Source organism: Mesorhizobium cantuariense (assembly GCF_042647205.1).
Lineage (GTDB): Bacteria > Pseudomonadota > Alphaproteobacteria > Rhizobiales > Rhizobiaceae > Mesorhizobium > Mesorhizobium cantuariense.
The window spans coordinates 23,471-41,342 of the sequence record NZ_JBHRVD010000001.1 but is presented as its reverse complement, the minus strand read 5'-3'; the positions used below and the strand labels follow the sequence as shown (position 1 = coordinate 41,342).

The 17,872-nt window shown below is 59.2% G+C and carries 17 protein-coding genes; 10 read left to right on the top strand and 7 right to left on the bottom strand.

The features are described from left to right. The first annotated feature begins 24 nt into the window (after positions 1-24). The 4 genes from ACFOJ9_RS00195 to ACFOJ9_RS00180 all read left to right on the top strand — a co-directional run bounded on the left by ACFOJ9_RS00195 (position 25) and on the right by ACFOJ9_RS00180 (position 4,759). Complete coding sequence (locus ACFOJ9_RS00195; protein WP_245331070.1) at positions 25-1,878, top strand: ABC transporter ATP-binding protein; 1,854 nt, start codon at positions 25-27, stop codon at positions 1,876-1,878. Continuing rightward, positions 1,878-3,779: an ABC transporter ATP-binding protein gene (locus ACFOJ9_RS00190; RefSeq protein WP_378976348.1), complete on the top strand. Its 1,902-nt coding sequence runs from the start codon at positions 1,878-1,880 to the stop codon at positions 3,777-3,779. The genes ACFOJ9_RS00195 and ACFOJ9_RS00190 overlap by 1 nt, the downstream gene beginning before the upstream one ends. Positions 3,780-4,277: 498 nt before the next feature. Next, a complete protein-coding gene (locus ACFOJ9_RS00185) occupies positions 4,278-4,454 on the top strand; it encodes a DUF2087 domain-containing protein (RefSeq protein ID WP_245331018.1) in 177 nt (58 codons plus the stop codon). A 74-nt stretch (positions 4,455-4,528) separates the two neighbouring features. Then, positions 4,529-4,759: a helix-turn-helix domain-containing protein gene (locus ACFOJ9_RS00180; protein WP_378976346.1), complete on the top strand. Its 231-nt coding sequence runs from the start codon at positions 4,529-4,531 to the stop codon at positions 4,757-4,759. A 149-nt stretch (positions 4,760-4,908) separates the two neighbouring features. Here ACFOJ9_RS00180 and ACFOJ9_RS00175 read toward each other — a convergent pair whose 3' ends face one another. From ACFOJ9_RS00175 to nifA, 5 genes are all read right to left on the bottom strand, one after another. Further along, the gene (locus ACFOJ9_RS00175) at positions 4,909-5,118 is read right to left on the bottom strand and encodes a hypothetical protein (protein ID WP_206073676.1); all 210 of its coding nucleotides are present in this window, start codon (positions 5,116-5,118) and stop codon (positions 4,909-4,911) included. Between the two features lie 18 nt (positions 5,119-5,136). Beyond that, positions 5,137-6,012: a tyrosine-type recombinase/integrase gene (locus tag ACFOJ9_RS00170; RefSeq protein ID WP_206073677.1), complete on the bottom strand. Its 876-nt coding sequence runs from the start codon at positions 6,010-6,012 to the stop codon at positions 5,137-5,139. Next, entirely contained in the window at positions 6,002-7,090 is a 1,089-nt protein-coding gene (locus tag ACFOJ9_RS00165; RefSeq protein ID WP_245331019.1) for a hypothetical protein, read from the bottom strand. The genes ACFOJ9_RS00170 and ACFOJ9_RS00165 overlap by 11 nt, the downstream gene beginning before the upstream one ends. A gap of 115 nt (positions 7,091-7,205) precedes the next feature. Continuing rightward, entirely contained in the window at positions 7,206-7,367 is a 162-nt protein-coding gene (locus ACFOJ9_RS00160; protein ID WP_378987471.1) for a hypothetical protein, read from the bottom strand. Positions 7,368-7,526: 159 nt separating this feature from the next. Then, a complete protein-coding gene (nifA, locus tag ACFOJ9_RS00155) occupies positions 7,527-9,302 on the bottom strand; it encodes a nif-specific transcriptional activator NifA (RefSeq protein ID WP_095084246.1) in 1,776 nt (591 codons plus the stop codon). Between the two features lie 241 nt (positions 9,303-9,543). Between nifA and ACFOJ9_RS00150 the strand changes: the two genes are divergently transcribed. Continuing rightward, positions 9,544-10,365 (top strand): IS5 family transposase, encoded by an 822-nt coding sequence (locus ACFOJ9_RS00150; RefSeq protein ID WP_378976343.1) that lies wholly within the window; start codon positions 9,544-9,546, stop codon positions 10,363-10,365. 441 nt (positions 10,366-10,806) lie between these two features. On the opposite strand, the gene ACFOJ9_RS00145 is transcribed toward ACFOJ9_RS00150, so the two are convergent. Further along, a complete protein-coding gene (locus ACFOJ9_RS00145) occupies positions 10,807-11,886 on the bottom strand; it encodes an IS5 family transposase (RefSeq protein WP_378976341.1) in 1,080 nt (359 codons plus the stop codon). Positions 11,887-12,266: 380 nt separating this feature from the next. Continuing rightward, complete coding sequence (locus ACFOJ9_RS00140) at positions 12,267-13,184, bottom strand: LysR family transcriptional regulator (RefSeq protein ID WP_095082092.1); 918 nt, start codon at positions 13,182-13,184, stop codon at positions 12,267-12,269. A gap of 252 nt (positions 13,185-13,436) precedes the next feature. Here ACFOJ9_RS00140 and ACFOJ9_RS00135 point away from each other — a divergent pair, with 252 nt between their 5' ends. The 5 genes from ACFOJ9_RS00135 (at position 13,437) to ACFOJ9_RS00115 (ending at position 17,848) form a co-directional block, all read left to right on the top strand. Next, positions 13,437-14,027, top strand: coding sequence for a NodA family N-acyltransferase (locus tag ACFOJ9_RS00135; protein WP_378976339.1), 591 nt, complete (start codon positions 13,437-13,439; stop codon positions 14,025-14,027). Further along, positions 14,024-14,680 carry a chitooligosaccharide deacetylase NodB gene (nodB, locus tag ACFOJ9_RS00130; RefSeq protein ID WP_378976337.1) on the top strand — a complete coding sequence of 219 codons (657 nt, stop codon included), beginning with the start codon at positions 14,024-14,026 and terminating at the stop codon, positions 14,678-14,680. The genes ACFOJ9_RS00135 and nodB overlap by 4 nt, the downstream gene beginning before the upstream one ends. A 13-nt stretch (positions 14,681-14,693) precedes the next feature. Further along, complete coding sequence (gene nodC / locus ACFOJ9_RS00125) at positions 14,694-16,049, top strand: chitooligosaccharide synthase NodC (protein ID WP_378976335.1); 1,356 nt, start codon at positions 14,694-14,696, stop codon at positions 16,047-16,049. A 92-nt stretch (positions 16,050-16,141) separates the two neighbouring features. After that, positions 16,142-17,056, top strand: coding sequence for a nodulation factor ABC transporter ATP-binding protein NodI (nodI, locus tag ACFOJ9_RS00120; RefSeq protein WP_378976333.1), 915 nt, complete (start codon positions 16,142-16,144; stop codon positions 17,054-17,056). A 3-nt stretch (positions 17,057-17,059) separates the two neighbouring features. Further along, positions 17,060-17,848, top strand: coding sequence for an ABC transporter permease (locus tag ACFOJ9_RS00115; RefSeq protein WP_378987468.1), 789 nt, complete (start codon positions 17,060-17,062; stop codon positions 17,846-17,848). The last annotated feature ends 24 nt before the right edge of the window (positions 17,849-17,872 follow it).

Here is a 17,872-nt window from a genome sequence, read left to right as displayed (position 1 = left end):
GGGAACACACCCGTGAGCAATGCCATTGGCACAGCAACGAACGCTCTGAATTCGGCCACCCATGCGGAGGCGACCCGCCGGGGGCGAGGCTTGAATACGCTGCTGCGCATTACGCGTATGAACTTGCGGCACCCTCGGCAGGTCACCTTCGCTTTCGGTTCCACGATCGGAGCAGTAATCCTCCAGTTGCTCATTCCCCAGCTTCTCGGGCGGGCTGTCGACCAGACCCAGATAGCGATCGGGGACGGTGTCACGGGGACCACGGCAGAACAAGCGCTCTGGACCCCGGCTCTGCTGCTGCTCGGTGTCAGCGCGCTACGCGGCCTCTTCACGATGGCGCAGAACTATTTTGCCGAAGCCGTCGGGCATCAAGTCGCGTACGAACTGCGGCTCGCTTGTTACGACAAGATCCAGCGTCTCAGCTTTTCCTATCACGATCGCGTGCATTCAGGTGATCTGATCATGCTCGGTATTCTCGATCTTGACGGCGTGCGGACGTATTTTTCCAACGCACTGGTTCGCGTGCTCTTGCTCAGCATGCTGATCGGGATCGGCGCCTACACTATGATCTCAACCGACCCGGTGCTCGGCCTGGTCGCGCTGAGCTTCGTACCTTTCGTCGCCTGGCGCTCGTCGGTCACACACCTTAGGCTGCGCGCCACCTGGCTAGACCTGCAGGAGCGGCTTTCGGTCCTGAGCCGCGTGATGGAGGAAAATCTCGCAGGCATCCGGGTCGTCCGCGCCTTTTCGGCACAGGCTTATGAGATGCTGAAGTTCGACCGCGCCTCGAAGAACGCGCTCGACCGCGCACACCACCAGGTTGACGTCTCCGTGCCCAACACATCGGCAATGACCCTCTCCTTTTTTTTCGCCATGGGGTTGGTGCTCTGGATCGGTTGCAACAAGCTCATCGCCGGCGATATCACGGTCGGGACGCTGGCGACGTTCCTGACCTTCATGACGATCCTGCAAATGCCCGTCCGCCAGATCGGTCTGATGGTCAATGCCTTCGCCCGCGCTTCGACTTGCGGTTCGCGTCTCTTCGCTCTCCTCGACCAGGATATCACGATCAGGGATGCTCCCGGCGCCAGACCGCTCGAGATCAGTGAAGGCATTCTGCGGTTCGACAATGTCTCGTTTGCATATCCCGGTACCGAAAACCGCGCCATTTTGAAGAATATCAGCTTTGAAGCCCGCAGGGGCGAGACGATCGCGATCGTCGGTCCGCCGGGTTCCGGCAAATCGACAATGGCTCATCTGATTGCCCGCTTTTACGACGTGAGCGGGGGCGCCATCACGCTTGACGGGCATGACATCCGCGGGGTCACCCTCGCGACGCTTCGCAAGATGGTCGCCGTCGCACAGCAGGATGCATTCCTTTTCACCACGACGATCGAGAACAACATCGCTTACGGCGATCCCTGGGCGAGGGAACAGCGGATCGAGCGCGCCAGCGAATCCGCCCAGCTGCACAGCTACATCCTTAGCCTGCCATCAGGCTACGAGACGGTCGTCGGCGAACGCGGCGCCTCTCTCTCGGGCGGCCAGCGCCAGCGTCTCACGATAGCTCGCACGATGATGCTGCGCCCATCAATCGTCGTTTTCGACGACTCAACGGCCGCGATCGATGGGGCCACCGAGCAGCGCATCCGCGCGGCGATACGACGTTTCGCCAAGGATAGGGTTACGATCATCATCGCCCACCGGCTGAGTTTGCTCACGCACGCCGACCAGATCCTTTTTGTCGACAACGGCGAGATCGTCGAGCGCGGTACCCATCAAGAGCTCTTGGTCAAGCGAGGACGCTATAGCGCCTTGCACGATTTCCAGTTGCGCGCCAGTGATGACATCGCGATCGCGAATGGAGGCGTGACCTGATGGCCAAGGGGCATGTCAGCGAACCCGAAACCGAAACCAATGACGGCAGGCGCCCCCCGCGCGCTGTCGTCGGCTCCCATCACATCGAGGAGGAGATCTTCGGCCGGGCTTTCGACAACAACATCGTTCGGCGCATCTGGGCCTTCGTCCGCCCCTACCGCGCTATGGTAATCATCTCCGTCGCCGCATTGATGATCTTCACCGGTACGCAGCTTCTCATGCCGCTTATCATCCGTTACGCGATCGACCACGCCATGACTTCGGCTGGCGCTGATCGCTCCGCCCTGCTTGCGGCCGCCGAGGCGTTCGGCCTCACCATTGTGGTTAATTTCGGCGCCGCCTACACACAGGAAACCGCGGTGGGGAAAATGACCGAGAACGTCCTCTTCGATATCCGCCGCGCCATGTTTGGTCATCTGCAGAAGGTTTCGCTCTCCTTCATGGACAAGACCGAGGTCGGACGCCTGATGTCCCGCCTTCAAGGCGACGTCTACGCCATCCACGAATTCCTCGAAACCTCAATCTATTCCGTAGCCGATTTTGCGCTTCTCTTCGGCATTGTTTTCGTGATGTTGTACCTCGACTTCCGCCTCGGCCTCCTGACGCTCTCTGTCCTGCCGGCCTTGTTGATCATCCGCATCGTCTGGTTGCCGCGTGCCCGCCATGCCTTCATGGCCGCACATGAGACCAATTCGGTCGTCAATGGCGCGCTAGCCGAAGCCATTCACGGCGTGCGTACCATACAGTCCATGCACCGTCAGCAGGTAAATTTCATGCTCTATGACGATAAGGCACATGCCAACCTCAGGGCTCACCTGATCGCTGCTAGGTGTGCACAGGTCATGGTCCCGATCGTCGATGGCCTCACCGGCCTGGCCATGGCCGTCATGATCGCGGTCGGCGGCTCCATGGTCATGAATGGTAGAATCGATGTGGGCGTATTGGTCGCCTACCTGTTCTACATCCAGCGCTTTTTTGACCCAATTCGCTCACTTACCCTGCAATATTCGGTCATGCAGCGTGCCATGGCCTCCGGCAAGCGCCTGACCGATGTGCTCGACGTCAAGATCGAGGTACAGGACAAACCGGGTGCCAGGGTGCTTTCGCCGGAAATGGGCGGCTCGGTCGAATTCAGGAACGTCACCTTCGGCTACGAACCCAACCATCCGGTGCTGAAAAATGTCTCCTTCCGGGTCGATCCCGGCGAGACGGTCGCCTTGGTCGGGCCAACCGGTTCTGGCAAATCGAGTGCGATGGCCCTCGTCCGCCGCCTCTATGATGTTCAGCAGGGCCAGGTGCTGGTCGGCGGACATGATGTGCGCGATCTCACCCAAGAATCGCTCGGCGGCCAAATCGCCATGGTGCTGCAGGAGCCGTTCTTATTCACGGGGACGGTCTTCGATAACATTCGTTACCATAAGACCGACGCCACGCGCGACAAGGTCATCGAGGCCGCCAAGGCGGTCTGCGCCCACGACTTCATCATGAGCCTTGCCAACGGCTATGAAGCCGAAATCGGAGAACGCGGTGGCAACCTTTCTCTCGGCCAGCGCCAGCTCATCAGTTTCGCCCGCGCTCTCGTTGCCGACGCCAAGATCCTGGTTCTTGATGAGGCCACCGCCAACATCGACAGCTACACGGAAATCCTGATCCAGAAGGCTCTGAGAAAACTTCTTGAAGACCGCACTGGCCTCGTCATCGCCCACCGCCTTGCAACAATCCGTGGTGCCGACCGCATCATTGTACTTCAGAATGGCCAGGTCATTGAGACCGGCAACCACGACCAACTGATGGCCATGGGTGGGTTCTATTCCAAACTCTACAATCTTAACTACGCATCCTTCGACGACATTCCCGAAGAAAAACTCGATACCACCGCACTAGGGGGGTCCCGGACCTGATGTAAAGTCGGCCGCTGTCGGCCTCAACCGTTCCATCTGGTTGAGGCCGACGAGATCGTTGGACCTGGCGTGCTCGTCGGCGATAGTGTCGGCGGCCGCGCTACATGATCGGGTTCGGCGGCCAGGCTGCGTCGCATCTATCTCGCAGATTCGCGATGGCGTCTCCGGGCTGATCAGTCTCGACAGCAGTCCATCCCGAAGCTGGACCATGCGCGATGTGTCCCCGCGGGTCACTTCAATATTCCCCCGGTTAAGGTCAGTCAAACTCCTCCACCCGCAAGGCAGGACAGATGTGGATTTGTTAGTTTGACTTTGTTTCCCGGGCAAAGGCTTCAGCGGCTTCTTTGAGGCGATAGCAGTCATGAAAACAGCGCGTATCCAGGTCCGCAGCGATGCCGATGCCGTTCTGGTAGAGTCCATCGAGCGCGCAAAGAAGGCCATGCGAACGGGTATCCCTTCGGAACCTTCACATTCAGTTCGCCCTCGCAGCTGTTCACGGTGATCAGCCCCAAGCGGTGGGAGCTGATCGAGCACCTGAAGCGCGTGCATGACGATCTGTCCGGGCTGATCGATTGGGGCATCATCGAGCGCACCGACGACGGAAAGGTTTACGTGCAGATTCCGACATATCCGGCCGGGCATTCTAGCTTGAAGCCGGCCGCCGTTCCGACGTGAAGCTGGCCACCATTCCGATTAATATCCGGCCACTTTGAAGCCTGAGAAGGAGCACCTGGGTCAGCAACTTTGGCATGACGGTCCTTTGGAACAAGAGACGCGTAATGCCGGCAAAGAGAAGGCTGACCATGAGACATTTACGACAGATGCTGCGGCTTGCGGGTGACGGAACGAGCGCCCGAGAGATCGCCCAGAGGCTGGGCACAGCGCGCAGCACCGTGCAGGATAATAATCTGAAGCGTGCAGCTCCGGCAGGCGGGGTTGAACTGGCCGCTGCCGGGCGAGCTGACCGACGACGCGCTTGAGCGCCGGCTGTTCGCCAGGGCGGGCTCAAGCAGGGCCTGCGGCGGCTTCCGGAGCCGAATGGGCGGGGCTGGCGCTGGAACTGAAGAGCCGGGGCACGCTAATGCTCGCCGTATCGCGCCGTCCATCCCGGCGGCTATGGCTGCAGTCGTTATGTTGCGGCCAGATTTATGTTGCGGCTGCAGGGGTGAGCCAAGGCTCTCGGTGATTTCCTCGGCCCAAGCCGCCACATAAAGAAGAACGGCGATGGCAATTGCACTACAATGCTTTCAGGAATGCCATCAATGACGGCAGGGAATCGTTGACGTGGGGGCTTTTTCAGGCTGCTGATATCAACCTTGGCCAACGCCTTGGCCTTCATTTGCAGATCCACCTCGGCTTAGATGTGCGTGGTGTCCAACGACACATGGCCCAGCCAAACGCGGATCGTGTTGATATCGACACCTACACGCAGGAGGTGGACGGCTGTCGTGTGCCGAATCGTATGGGGGCTGACGCGCTTCTTGGTCAGGGTCGGAACGGCTTTGCTTGCCATGGCAGCATATTGCGTCACGACGCGGTGTATTCCGAACCGCGTCAGAGGCTCCTTCATCCGCCCAAGAAAGACTGCATCGCTTTTATCCCGATCGATCACCAGGCGGGCCAGCGATGTTGCCGTCGCTGGCCACAATGGGCAGATCCGGATCTTGTTCCCCTTGCCATGAAGACGCACTGAAGGAAACGCGCCCAGTTGAAGATTGCCGACCGTCAATTTTGCTACCTCATCCGCGCGAGCACCGCTGTTGTACAGGAATAGCAGCAGAGCATGGTCGCGCGCCCCCAGAGTCGTACGCCTGTCGGGTTGACCGAGAAGCGCATCCATCTCGGCCTCTTCGAGATATCCGATCGCGGCCTTTGCGGTCTTCTTGAATGGGATTGCCCTTATCTCGGAACACCAGGCCAGGTGGACCGGCGACCGCGTGCCGATGAAGCGAGCCAGTGAATGAATGGTCACAAGCCGTTGGTTGCGGGTTGCATCGCTGCATCGGCGATCACGTTCCAGATGGTCCAGGAACTTACGGGCGACTTCCGGCGTCAGCTCTTCGACGGTCATGCAATCGATGGCACAGCCTTCCTGTTTGCTAGCGAACGGCAGCAACAGAGCCAGCGTGTCGCGGTAGCTGGCTTGGGTGTTGCGGGAAAGATTGCGCTCGGCGACAAGATGTTCCAGTAGAAACCGACGAATCCACGGACCAAGGAGGTTTTTATCCGTCATGGTTGGCCTCCATCGCGTACGGTGCAAAGCGCTCGCTGGCCGCCTCGAGGAGATCCGGCGTCATCTGCAAATAGCGCTGGGTTGAATGTTTCATAATGAGTCCTGTCCGGTTGATGGAGCGGTAATTAAGGCACGGCGGGCGGGAACGGCGTTCGGACCCGGGCGGCCTTTGATAATCGTGAGGCCGGAAGGAGTATCCCGCAGACCACGGTTGAGATTGTCGCTGCAGACTTTGGTGATGAGCCCTGGCGCCCCCATTGATGCACCGTGGTCTCGGCGATCGCGAAGTGTTCGGCCACTTCCTGGGTGATGAGCAGACCACAATCCCGCAGGCGCTGGCGACGGCCGGGCAGGTTGTAGGCCCCACGGATGAAGGCGATCTTCTTGAGTTGAACGGCTTGCCTTCCCAGCTTCGCAGACCGCGTTCATTGAAGATATCGGCGATCTCGCGATCGCAATGACGGTCGAGCAAGCGGTCTACATCGGCGACGAGCTCAGGCTTGAACTTGCGGATCTGGGCGATCGGCAAGGGCCGGTCCAGCGTCAAGGTGCGGGTCGCCCCGCCGGATAGTCGCACGTTTGCGATAATCCTCTCGGCCTTGACCAGGGTGACGTCGGCCACCAGCAGACGCGGGATGCGCTTGCGCTCACTCATGTCGATGCGGGGATCGCTCCAGATCCGCGGGAGCTGCTCGGCAAGATCGCGGACGCGTTGCTGCGTCTCGGCATCGAGGGCAGCGGCTTGCTCGGGCGCGCGTTGTTCATAGTCTTCGACGACGTCGGTGTGGGGCCGCAGCTTCTCGTTCCACTCGGCCTCGATAGTGTCGGCAACGAGGCGATTGGCGGGATCGACCTTCATGTAGCGGCGCCGGGCGAGCTCGGCGTCATGACGCGTCCGCTCCAGGGTGACGTCAAGGGTCATCGGCGTCATCAGCTCGACAAGCAATGCACCCACCGCGGGGTCGACGACTTTGCCGGGCACGGACTGGCATACCTTGCCGCCACGACGGGTGGCGGTCTCCTGGCAGATATAGGTCGGGACGGGTTTGCCGTGCTCTTGGCTATAATGAACTCCCATGCGCTCGCCGCACAGGGCCGCAGAGAACGCGGCCCTGGAGCAAGGCGCTGCCTTCGCGCACCGGTCCGGCGCGGCGCTGCATTCCATAGGCTTGTGCATTGGTGGTGAGACGCTCCTAGTTGGCCCTAAAGCACTCCCAGGCGATATAACCTGGATGCATGTCGGGGATGACGAACCGAGCCATATCCACCTTGATCTGCGAAACGCCACCGCCCGCCCGGGGCCGTCCACGCGTTCGACCGTAGACGAAGGCGCCGGCATATCTCGGATTATGCAGGACCTGAAGGATGCGGGTGTGCCGTGGCGGCGCCCTCGATCATGACGCGCACCCCTCAATTGGTTCAGCATGCAGACCTTTTCAAATGCACGCGATGGAGCGGCTCGGGCTTCCCCAAACCACCAACGCTTGATTTGTCGATTTCGCTTAAAAGTCCTTTCACAGACGCTTGATCTCGATGCCATATTTCCTCAGCACGTACCCAATCTGGCGCGGCGTCAGCCCGAGCAGGCGCGCCGCCTTTGCCTGGACCCAGCCACATTTTTCCATAGCCGCAATGACACGATCGGCATCAGTCACCCTCGCGCCATTTAAGTAGGCTGGGCCGGCAGGCGCTAACGGCGCAAGCTCGCCTATGGGAGGCGGGACCCCAAGGGCGGCCGAACCGGTGGCGTCGGCCGGCGGCGTGCTCGACTTCACTGGCACCGGGACGATCGGCCCAGCTTGCAGCGAGGCCTTCCACAGCGCCGCGGCAAAGCACTGACCGTCGCAGCAGGCAAGGTCCTTTCTGAAGATAGATGGGCCCGCCGCCAAGACCGCTGCCCGGTGCACGCAATTTTGGAGCTCACGGATGTTGCCGGGAAATTCACAGTTCTTCAGTACCTCAATCGCACTCGGATCGAAGGTCAGCGTACGGCCGTTCTCATCACTAAAATTCTTGAGAAACTCAGCCGCGAGGAGCGGAATATCACTGCGCCTTTCCCGTAACGCCGGCACCTGCAGGTGAACCACGTTGATGCGATAGTAGAGGTCGCGGCGGAACTCGTTCCTTGCAACCGCCTCTTCCAGGTTCTTGTTCGTGGCGGCAATCACGCGAACATCGACCTTAACGGTCTGGTTGCTGCCGACGCGCTCAAACTCCTCCTCCTGGAGAACGCGCAGGAGCTTTGCCTGAAACGACCCCGAGATCTCGCCGATTTCGTCGAGGAACAACGTCCCCTTGTCAGCGAGCTCAAACCGTCCCTTGCGCGAATTGAACGCGCTGGTGAAGGCACCCTTTTCATGGCCGAACAATTCGGATTCCAGGACTGTTTCAGGCAATGCCGCGCAATTAAGTTTGACGAAGGGTCGCTTGGCGCGCGGCGACAACTCGTGAAGGGCCCTGGCAACCAATTCCTTCCCGGTACCGGATTCGCCTCGTATCAGAACCGTGCTCTTTGCCTTGGCAACCACCGCTATCTTCTCAAGCAGCGCGTTTAGCGCTGGACTGTCGCCAATCATCCCCTTGACGTAAACCTTCTTACGCTCCCGCGCAGGCTGCTTTTGCAACCGTTCCCCCTCCGCCATCGGTCGCGCGCGGTCGCCGGGGGACAAACGATGCAACTTAATGGTCTGTCCCACCAGGGTGGCGACAACGGTGAGCAGCTGGACATCACAATCGGGCGGATACCTTGGCCCATTGTCCAGGGCGCGGTCGATGGTCAGGGTGCCCACGACGTTCGCATCCACGCGAATGGGAACGCCGATGAACGACACTGCTACGGTGTCTGAGGCCCCGAGCATTTCAATATCGGCGGCACTGAAGGCCAAATGCAGCGCTATGTTCTCGGCGACGAGCGGCGTATCGGTCGTCATAATCTGATCGATTGCCTTGCGCGGCAGGCGCCTGCGGTAGCGCTCATCGCTGCTCTCGTCCCACTCGGTGCTTACGGCAATGTCCAGTACGCCGTCACCGTTGAACGAAGAGATGATGCCGTGTTGCATCCGCACAAACGAGCGCAGCAGCTTGAGAGTTTTGGCCAAAGCCACTTCGAGTCGGGAGGGAGCGGCGAGTACTTTCGATATTTCGGAGATCCCGGTAAACGCGCTTTCGTACGGCTGCACACCAGGGATCACGTCGTTCTTCTCGGGCTTTGCGTTAGCCCCTTGCGCGTCCTTGTCGCACGACGGCGTCTTCCTGGCCCTTTGTTCGGGTTTGCCGATGTTGTGATGCATGTCGTCCTCGATCTCGCGCTTTGAAAACAATGCCCATTGCAGGGTGCAGCTGCGACGTTTCGGACAAGCGCGAAAATGGCCCTGACATGAAGTTGGGGCGCCACCATCCGATTGCCCGCCAAGCGGGGCATTGCCTGACGCATGTCTTGGTTTTCCTCTTAGTGTCTGACCCGAAAAGAAGTTGGGTGATATCAGCGGCTTGTGATTCAGTCGGTGTTGCGAAGCATCGACGGAGAATCCCATGTGGACCGATATCACCCGAGCCAAGCATGCCCGCAAAGGGCTGCGGTATTCAAGCGATTTGACGGATATGGAGTGGGCGGTTCTTGATCCGGTGATTCCGCCCCGGTCCCGACTTGGGCGCCCGCCGAAATGGTCGCGGCGCGAGATCATGAATGGACTGTTCTACGTGCTGCGCAGTGGCTTGCCATGGCGGATGCTGCCCAGGGACTTGCCGCCGGTGTCGACGCTGCAGCGCTACTTCTACGCTTGGCGCGACTGCGGCCTTTGGAGCACCATCAATCATCTGCTGCTGATGAGCGTGCGTCTGGCCACCGGTCGCCAAGCCTCACCCAGCGCCGGCGTGATCGACAGTCAAAGCGTGAAAACCACGGAGAGCGGCGGGCCTTGCGGTTACGATGCCGGCAAGAAGATCAAAGGCCGCAAGCGCCATATCCTCACCGACACCCTGGGTTTGCTCGTCGGCGCGGTCATCCATACCGCCGATATCCAGGACCGCGACGGCGCTCCCGACGTTCTGGCCTCCATTCGAGCCAGCTTTCCTTGGCTGCGCCACGTCTTCGCCGACGGCGCTTACGCCGGTGAGAAGCTTGAGACCGCCCTTCATGGGAAAGGCGACTGGACGCTCGAAATCATCAAACGATCCGACACCGCCAAGGGCTTCGAAGTGCTTCCACGTCGATGGGTCGTCGAGCGCACCTTTGCATGGTTCGGACGAAACCGACGCCTGGCCAAGGACTTCGAGGCCACGATCGAAAGTTCCACCGCATGGCTCTTGCTGGCCTCCGCTCAGCTCATGACGCGCAGGCTGGCAAACCATTGATCCGCTTCAAAAACATTATGAGTCAGACTCTTAAGGCGGGGCCGCCATCTCGGCTTCTGTCAGGCGCAACCGCACGTTGACGAAGTGACCGGATCGAGGGAGGATAGTCAATCGAGCTATCCTTTCATTTGTGAAAGGATACTCGGCGCTCTGATAGAATTCTATCAGGTCAATACATTTCTCTTGTCGGTCTCAAAATCTTGCTGCTTATGCAGTTCCGGCACGTCAAGCCGCCGGCGCAACGCTGAGGAGTCTCTCCCCAGATAAAATACGATATTCTTGGCAGTTGGGCACCTCGAACTACGGCATTTCCGAGACCTGTGGGGCGGCAAAGCGGTTCGGCCCGGGCTGATGGCGGGAAGTGGCTTCGGTTTTGGTCGTTGAGGTTGATGCTGGGTGCCGAGTTTGGCGTCGCGGCGGCGTTTTCCGCCGCTTTTGGCGTCATGCAGGCGCAGTTCGCCCCTGGTGCCAGACGTAGCGCATCAGATTGTAGGCGAGGTTCGTCATGCCGATCTTGGTCCTGGCGCGGGCGATGCCGATCGTGCGGATGAAGAGTTTCATCTGCGCCTTCTGACGGGCGAAGACGTGCTCGACGAAGGCTCGGGTCTTTGAGCGCCGGCCGTTGGCCCGCGACGTCGCTTCGCTCATAGGCCGGCCCTTCGGCTTCTTGTGGTGGATTTCGGAGACATATCCGTTCCGGTCGAGCCACTCCTCGTTCTTCTTCGAGCGATAGGCGGTGTCGGCCCAGACCGTAGACCCGGTATTGGCGCGGTTGAGCACGTTGCGAAGCTGCGCGCCGTCATAGGCGGATACGCTCGTGACGTTCCAGCCGCGGATGAAGCCGTGCCGGCGGTCGATGGCGGCATGGTTCTTGTAGCCGAAAGCGGGAATGGCGATGTCGCGCTGCTGCGCCTTTCCCTCCTCGGCGACCTTGGCCTTGGAGAACTTCACCGTCCAGCGGGCATCGCGATCCTTCTGGCGCAGCTTGGCCGGCTTCTCCTTCCATGCGTCCGGCACCTTGCCCGCCTTGATGTCGGCCTTCTCGGCGTCGGTGTTGCGTTGCTTCGGCGCCGCCACGATGGTGGCGTCGACGATCTGCCCGCCCATCGCCAGATAGCCGGCCTTGGCGAGGTGCTTGTCGAAGCGGGCAAACAGGTTCTCCACCGCGCAGGCCTGCGTCAGATGCTCGCGAAACAGCCAAATCGTCTTGGCGTCTGGCACTCTGTCGCCGAGCCCCAGTCCGAGGAAGCGCATGAAGGACAGCCGGTCCTGGATCTGGAACTCGGCCTGGTCGTCGGACAGCCCGTAGAGCGCCTGCAGCACCATGATCTTGAACATCATCACCGGGTCGTAGGCAGGACGACCGCCCCTGGCGCCGTCCGAGCGCTTCAGCACCTTGGCCAAAGGCTTGCGGAAAACCTCCCACGGCACAACGGCGTTCAACTTCTCCAGGGGATCGCCGGCTTCGCTTAGCCGAGCATAGCGCTCATCGATATCCCAGAACCCGGCCTGTCCCCGCATCCAATCCCTCCTTCCAAATCGCAACGGCAGTGAATCACAAACCGGTCAAAATGGGGAGGTTTTTCGAGACCTCCAGTTTGCCCATTTTGCGCCATAACGGCATCCGCTCCAGGACTCGAAAAAGGGGCGTACGCACTCGGAACGAAGGCCCGGGTCTCGCTGGAGTGGCTCTGGTTAAAGGAAGGCCTTGGCCTGGCGCTCTGACAGGCCAAGGCAGAGACGACCGTGGTGGAGATGATTGGCTTCCTGAGGAAACTCGGCGCTAGACGACCTCGCGGGCGCACTTGCCGCTAGCATCGGTTTCATCCGACATGGGCTATGACCCGGGAGTCGGTGGGAGACGCTCAGTAGACCCAGGAACTCTGCGACCTCCCGTGATCTCACGTTGGAGTAGCCATCCGGGACGCCTGCTGCACCATCATCTCCCGCATCCAGATGCTTGCCGGATCACTGTTGTGAAAGGCGGGCCATTGGACGGTCTCGGTGAATGTGGGAAGCGGCAGCGGGAGTTCAATGATCTTCAGGGGGAACGTTTTTTCGAAATGCTTAACCAGCCGTAACGGCATGGTCGCTACACGATCTGTGCCTGACACCATGGGCGGAATCATGCTGAAGCCCTGCACGGCGACCTCGACACGTCTCTTAAGACCATGCTCAAGGAAAAACCATTCGTCGATAGAGGGCCTCAGCGCGCGCCCGAACCTGACCGCAACGTGCCTCATCGACAAATATCTCTCGAGTGTAACCTGCCGTGGTAGCTGTTTGTTCGTAGGGCAGCCCACGCACACGAGCCTCTCGTCGAACAACGCCACTCTTGAATGCGCGCTCGACGTGTACAAATCCGGAAGAATTACAAAATCGATGTCACTGCGCCGGAGAAGCTCATCCGGCTCGTCGTCGACATGCAGCAATTCGAAGCTGACGGAGGGTGCTTCCCGGGCAACACGCTCCACGACCTTCCCAAAAAATACTAGTGTGATGAAATCGGAAAGAATGATCCTGAAGCGCCGATCGGATTGAGCTGGGATAAACGGGTCCTGGGAAATAATCGAGCGCTGGATTTGCAGGAGTGCGTCACGGACTGCGGGGGCGAGCGCTTGCGCACGCGGTGTCAAAATACGTACGCGGCCGCTCAGGATAAATAGGTCATCATGGAAATAATCGCGCAGCCGGGCGACGGCCGCACTCATCGCCGGCTGACTTAGGTTGATGCGGCGTGCCGCCTCCGTGAGCTTGCGTTCGGTCAGCAGCGCGTCAAGCACCACGAGCAGATTCAGATCAAGACCCTTGAAACGCATGTCTTAAGCCATCCAAAGCGTGTATGCGCTTCATCTAAACAAACGATTGTACCGATTTTGCAGAACCTTGCATAGGGTATCCAAGGATGGAAGCCCTAAACCTTCTGATGTGGGTGGAACATCAAGCGCGTCGCATGTCCATTGCGACCAGATTTGTCGGTGATCTGCGCAAGCTACGTCGCGGCGGCTCGGCGCGACAAGCTAATTGCGTGGGCGCTTAGCTCGAGAAACCGTAACCAAGATGAGGCTTCCATGCGCTCACAGCTACGATGGAGGTTGTGCTGGGAAAATGAGTTGCAACTGGCCGACCACATCGAACTCGCCGACTTCTTCCGAAAGACTTATGGACCGACTGGGGTCTTCAATGCGAAGCCATTTGCAGGCAATCGGAGTTGGGCCGGAGCAAGACCCGAGTTGCGTGCAATCGGCTATGACTCGCGCGGTGTAGCGGCTCATATGGGCTTACTACGCCGCTTCATTAAGGTTGGCGAAGTCGATCAACTGGTGGGCGAACTCGGATTGTACGGGGTGCGTCCGGATCTTGAAGGACTCGGAATCAGCCTTTCGTTCCGAGTCGTCTATCCAGTGCTGCAGGAGCTTGGCGTTCCATTCGCTTTCGGCACGGTTCGGCACGCGCTGCGAAACCATATTGTAAGATTCTTCAGAGACGACTTGGCGACCATTGTGTCGGGCGTTCGCGTACGGTCGACCCAAGCAGAGGTATATCCCGACCTCCCGCCGACGCGCCTTGAGGACGTGCTCGTTGTGGTCTTACCGGTTACGCGGCCGATGAGCGATTGGCCGACGGGTGCAATAATTGACAGGAACGGGCCAGAGCTATGAACCCCAACTATCTGTCCGAAGTGCCGTTTGAGTTCGCCGACCGCGTTAGCGATCGCAGCGTTTATTTGACGTTTGATGACGGTGCTAACCTACTTTTCACACCGCAGATCCTCGACGTGCTGGCGCAACATCGGGTGCCGGCGACTTTCTTCGTCATCGGTGCCTACGCCGCAGAGCAGCCGGAACTGATCCAACGAATGATCGCAGAGGGGCATGAGGTAGGCAATCACACGATGACCCATACGGATCTGTCCCGATGCGGATTCGAGGAAGTACAACGTGAGATATTTGACGCGAACCTGGCCATCATGATGGCGTGCCCGCAGGCCTCGGTGCGCTACTTTCGCGCGCCATACGGGGCCTGGAGCCAAGAGGTGATCACAGCCTCGGAGATCGCTGGGCTGACCCCCCTTCATTGGTCGGTTGACCCACGAGACTGGTCTCGCCCCGGCGTCGATGCAATCGTCGATGCAGTGCTCACCTCAGTCCGGCCTGGCGCAATAGTGCTCTTGCACGACGGGTGCCCTCCCGACGAGCTGACTCTTGGCGCTTACGCCCATCTGCGTGACCAGACCACAACGGCGCTGTCCCGTTTGATTCCGGCGTTACACGACCGCGGATATGAAATTCGCTCCCTTCCACAACATCACTGATCAATGAGATCCTATGGACCTGCTAGCTCCAGTCAGTACCTTCGTCGTGTCTTTTTATGCGCTGTTCTCGGCCGCATATGAAGGCTTGCAGGCGGTTTATGCCCTGCGGACAAACGGTTCGTCAGCATCGGACGAACTGGTCGGCCCCGACCCTTGGCCGAGCGTAGATGTCATCGTACCCTGCTACAACGAGGACCCGCGCACGCTCTCGGCATGCCTAGCTTCCATCGCAAGCCAACAATACGCCGGAAAACTGCAAGTTTATGTGGTTGATGATGGTTCTACAAATTGCGACGCCGTCGTACCTGTACACGATACCTATGCGCGCGACCCGAGATTCAACTTCATTCTTCTTCCCAAAAATGTCGGAAAGCGCAAGGCCCAGATTGCGGCGATACGCCGCTCATCAGGAGACTTGGTGCTCAACATCGACTCGGACACGACAATCGCATCCGACGTCATCACCAAGCTTGCACGAAAGATGCGAAATCCAGTGATCGGGGCGGCCATGGGGCAGTTGACGGCCAGCAACCGGATGGACACTTGGTTGACCCGATTGATCGATATGGAGTATTGGCTGGCTTGCAACACGGAACGCGCCGCACAGGCTCGCTTCGGTGCGGTTATGTGTTGCTGCGGCCCATGTGCTATGTACCGCCGCTCCGCGCTCGTTTCCCTGTTGGATCAGTACGAGACGCAACTGTTTCGAGGGAAGCCGAGCGACTTCGGTGAGGATCGTCATCTAACGATCCTCATGTTGAAAGCAGGCTTTCAAACCGAATACGTTTCGGACGCCATCGCCGCAACAGTCGTTCCGGACAGGCTGGTGCCGTATTTGCGCCAACAACTCCGCTGGGCGCGGAGCACTTTTCGAGACACGCTGCTAGGGCTGCCCCTCCTGCCCAGCCTCAATGGCTACCTCACGTTAGACGTGGTCGGACAGAATCTAGGTCCGCTATTGCTCGCCGTTTCAGTACTAACAGGGATCGCGCAGCTCGCACTCACGGGCCAAATGCCGTGGTGGACGGTCCTGGTGATCGCATCGATGACATTGATTCGCTGCAGCGTGGCAGCGTTACGTGCACGTGAATTGCGATTTTTCGGCTTTGCTCTTCACACATTCATCCAAATCTTTCTGATAATTCCGGTGAAAATCTACGCGCTGTGTACGTTGAGCAATAGTGATTGGTTGTCACGCAAAATTGGCACTGTGCAAAACAGGAGAAACAGGCAATTCATCGTGCAAATCACGATTGCTGTATCAAAGACTACAGCACGTCTCGCAATTACTGGGTCAACTGACAGGGAAGATCCTTCGCAATGCTCTGCGGGGCTGGCGACGTGTGGCGGCATTTGCCGCGACGAGTAAGACTAGAAGCTCTGACCCCAGACGAGCCGAGCTTCTCATCGAGCATGCGGAGCTCACAGGCCGAATAGCTTTTCGAAGGCTGACGTAAGCGCATGTCTAAATTTGCAATGGAACTCACCGGGGTAAAGAAGTCGTACGGCGACAAAATCGTTGTCGACGGGCTGTCGTTCACCGTTGCACCGGGAGAGTGCTTCGGCCTTCTGGGACCGAATGGCGCGGGCAAAAGCACGATCGCGCGTATGGTCCTCGGCATGATACCGCCAGACGCGGGCAAGATCACGGTTCTTGGTGAACCTGTGCCGTCACGCGCTCGCTGGGCCCGCATGCGCGTCGGCGTGGTCCCTCAATTCGACAACCTTGATCTCGAGTTTACAGCGCGCGAGAACCTGCTGGTCTTCGGACGCTATTTTGGCAAGAGCGCTCGCGAGCTTGAAGCGGTGATCCCATCGCTCCTCGAGTTTGCCCGCCTTGAGAGCAAGGCGAATGCACGTGTGGCCGAGCTATCCGGCGGTATGAAGCGGCGCCTAACGCTGGCACGTGCGTTGATCAACGACCCGCAGCTGCTCGTATTGGATGAGCCGACCACCGGCTTGGACCCGCACGCGCGCCACCTGATCTGGGAGCGCCTGCGTATCCTGCTGGCGCGCGGCAAGACGATTATTTTAACGACCCACTTCATGGAGGAGGCTGAGCGGCTTTGCGATCGGTTGTGCGTACTCGAGCATGGACGCAATATCGCCGAGGGCAGCCCTCACGCCCTGATCGATAAGCATATCGGGTGCCATGTGATCGAGATCTTCGGTGGCAATCCGCGGGAGTTGAGTTCGCTGATCAGGCCTTACGTTCAGCACATCGAGATGAGCGGCGAAACACTCTATTGCTATGCGCCCGATCCGGAACAGGTGCGGGTGCAGCTACGCGAGCGCGCTGGTCTGCGGCTTCTGCAGCGTCCCCCTAATCTGGAGGACGTTTTCTTGCGGCTGACCGGGCGCGAGATGGAGAAGTGAATGATGGACGAAGGTTTTGCGGCGGCTCTACCCGCCAACGCGTGGAATTGGCTTGCCGTGTGGCGCCGCAATTATCTGGCATGGAAGAAGGTGGCACTTGCGTCAATTCTCGGCAACCTAGCCGATCCGATGATCTACTTTTTCGGACTAGGCTCTGGCCTCGGAATAATGGTCGGTCGCGTTGAAGGTACCTCGTACAGTGCTTTCCTGGCAGCCGGGATGATCGCGGCAAGCGCGATGACCGCTTCGACCTTCGAAACAATTTACGCGGCTTTCGCTCGCATGCGCGACCGGCGCATTTGGGAAGCGATCTTGTACACCCAGCTCACCCTCGGCGACATCATTCTCGGTGAGTTGGCGTGGGCAGCCACCAGGGCCTTCCTGGCCGGTACGGCAATTACAATTATTGCCGCCATGCTGGGCTATGCGGCTTGGCCGTCCGTGCTCTATACGCTGCCGGTCATCGCCCTCACTGGCCTAACCTTTGCGAGTTTGGCGATGGTCGTCACCGCCCTTGCGCCGAGCTACGACTATTTCGTGTTTTACCAGACGCTCGTGATCACGCCCATGCTGTTCCTGTCCGGCGCTGTCTTCCCAATCAACCAACTGCCTGGCGCCTTTCAGCAGGTAACACGCTTCTTGCCGCTGGCACATTCGATCGACCTCATTCGTCCGGCAATGCTCGGTCGCCCGGTTGTTGATGTCGGCGTGCATATCGGCGCTCTTTGCATTTACGCAGTAGTAGCATTCTTCTTGTCGTCTGCATTGCTTCGCCGACGTCTGCTGCGTTGATACTGCTTGCGACTTAAAGAAGGA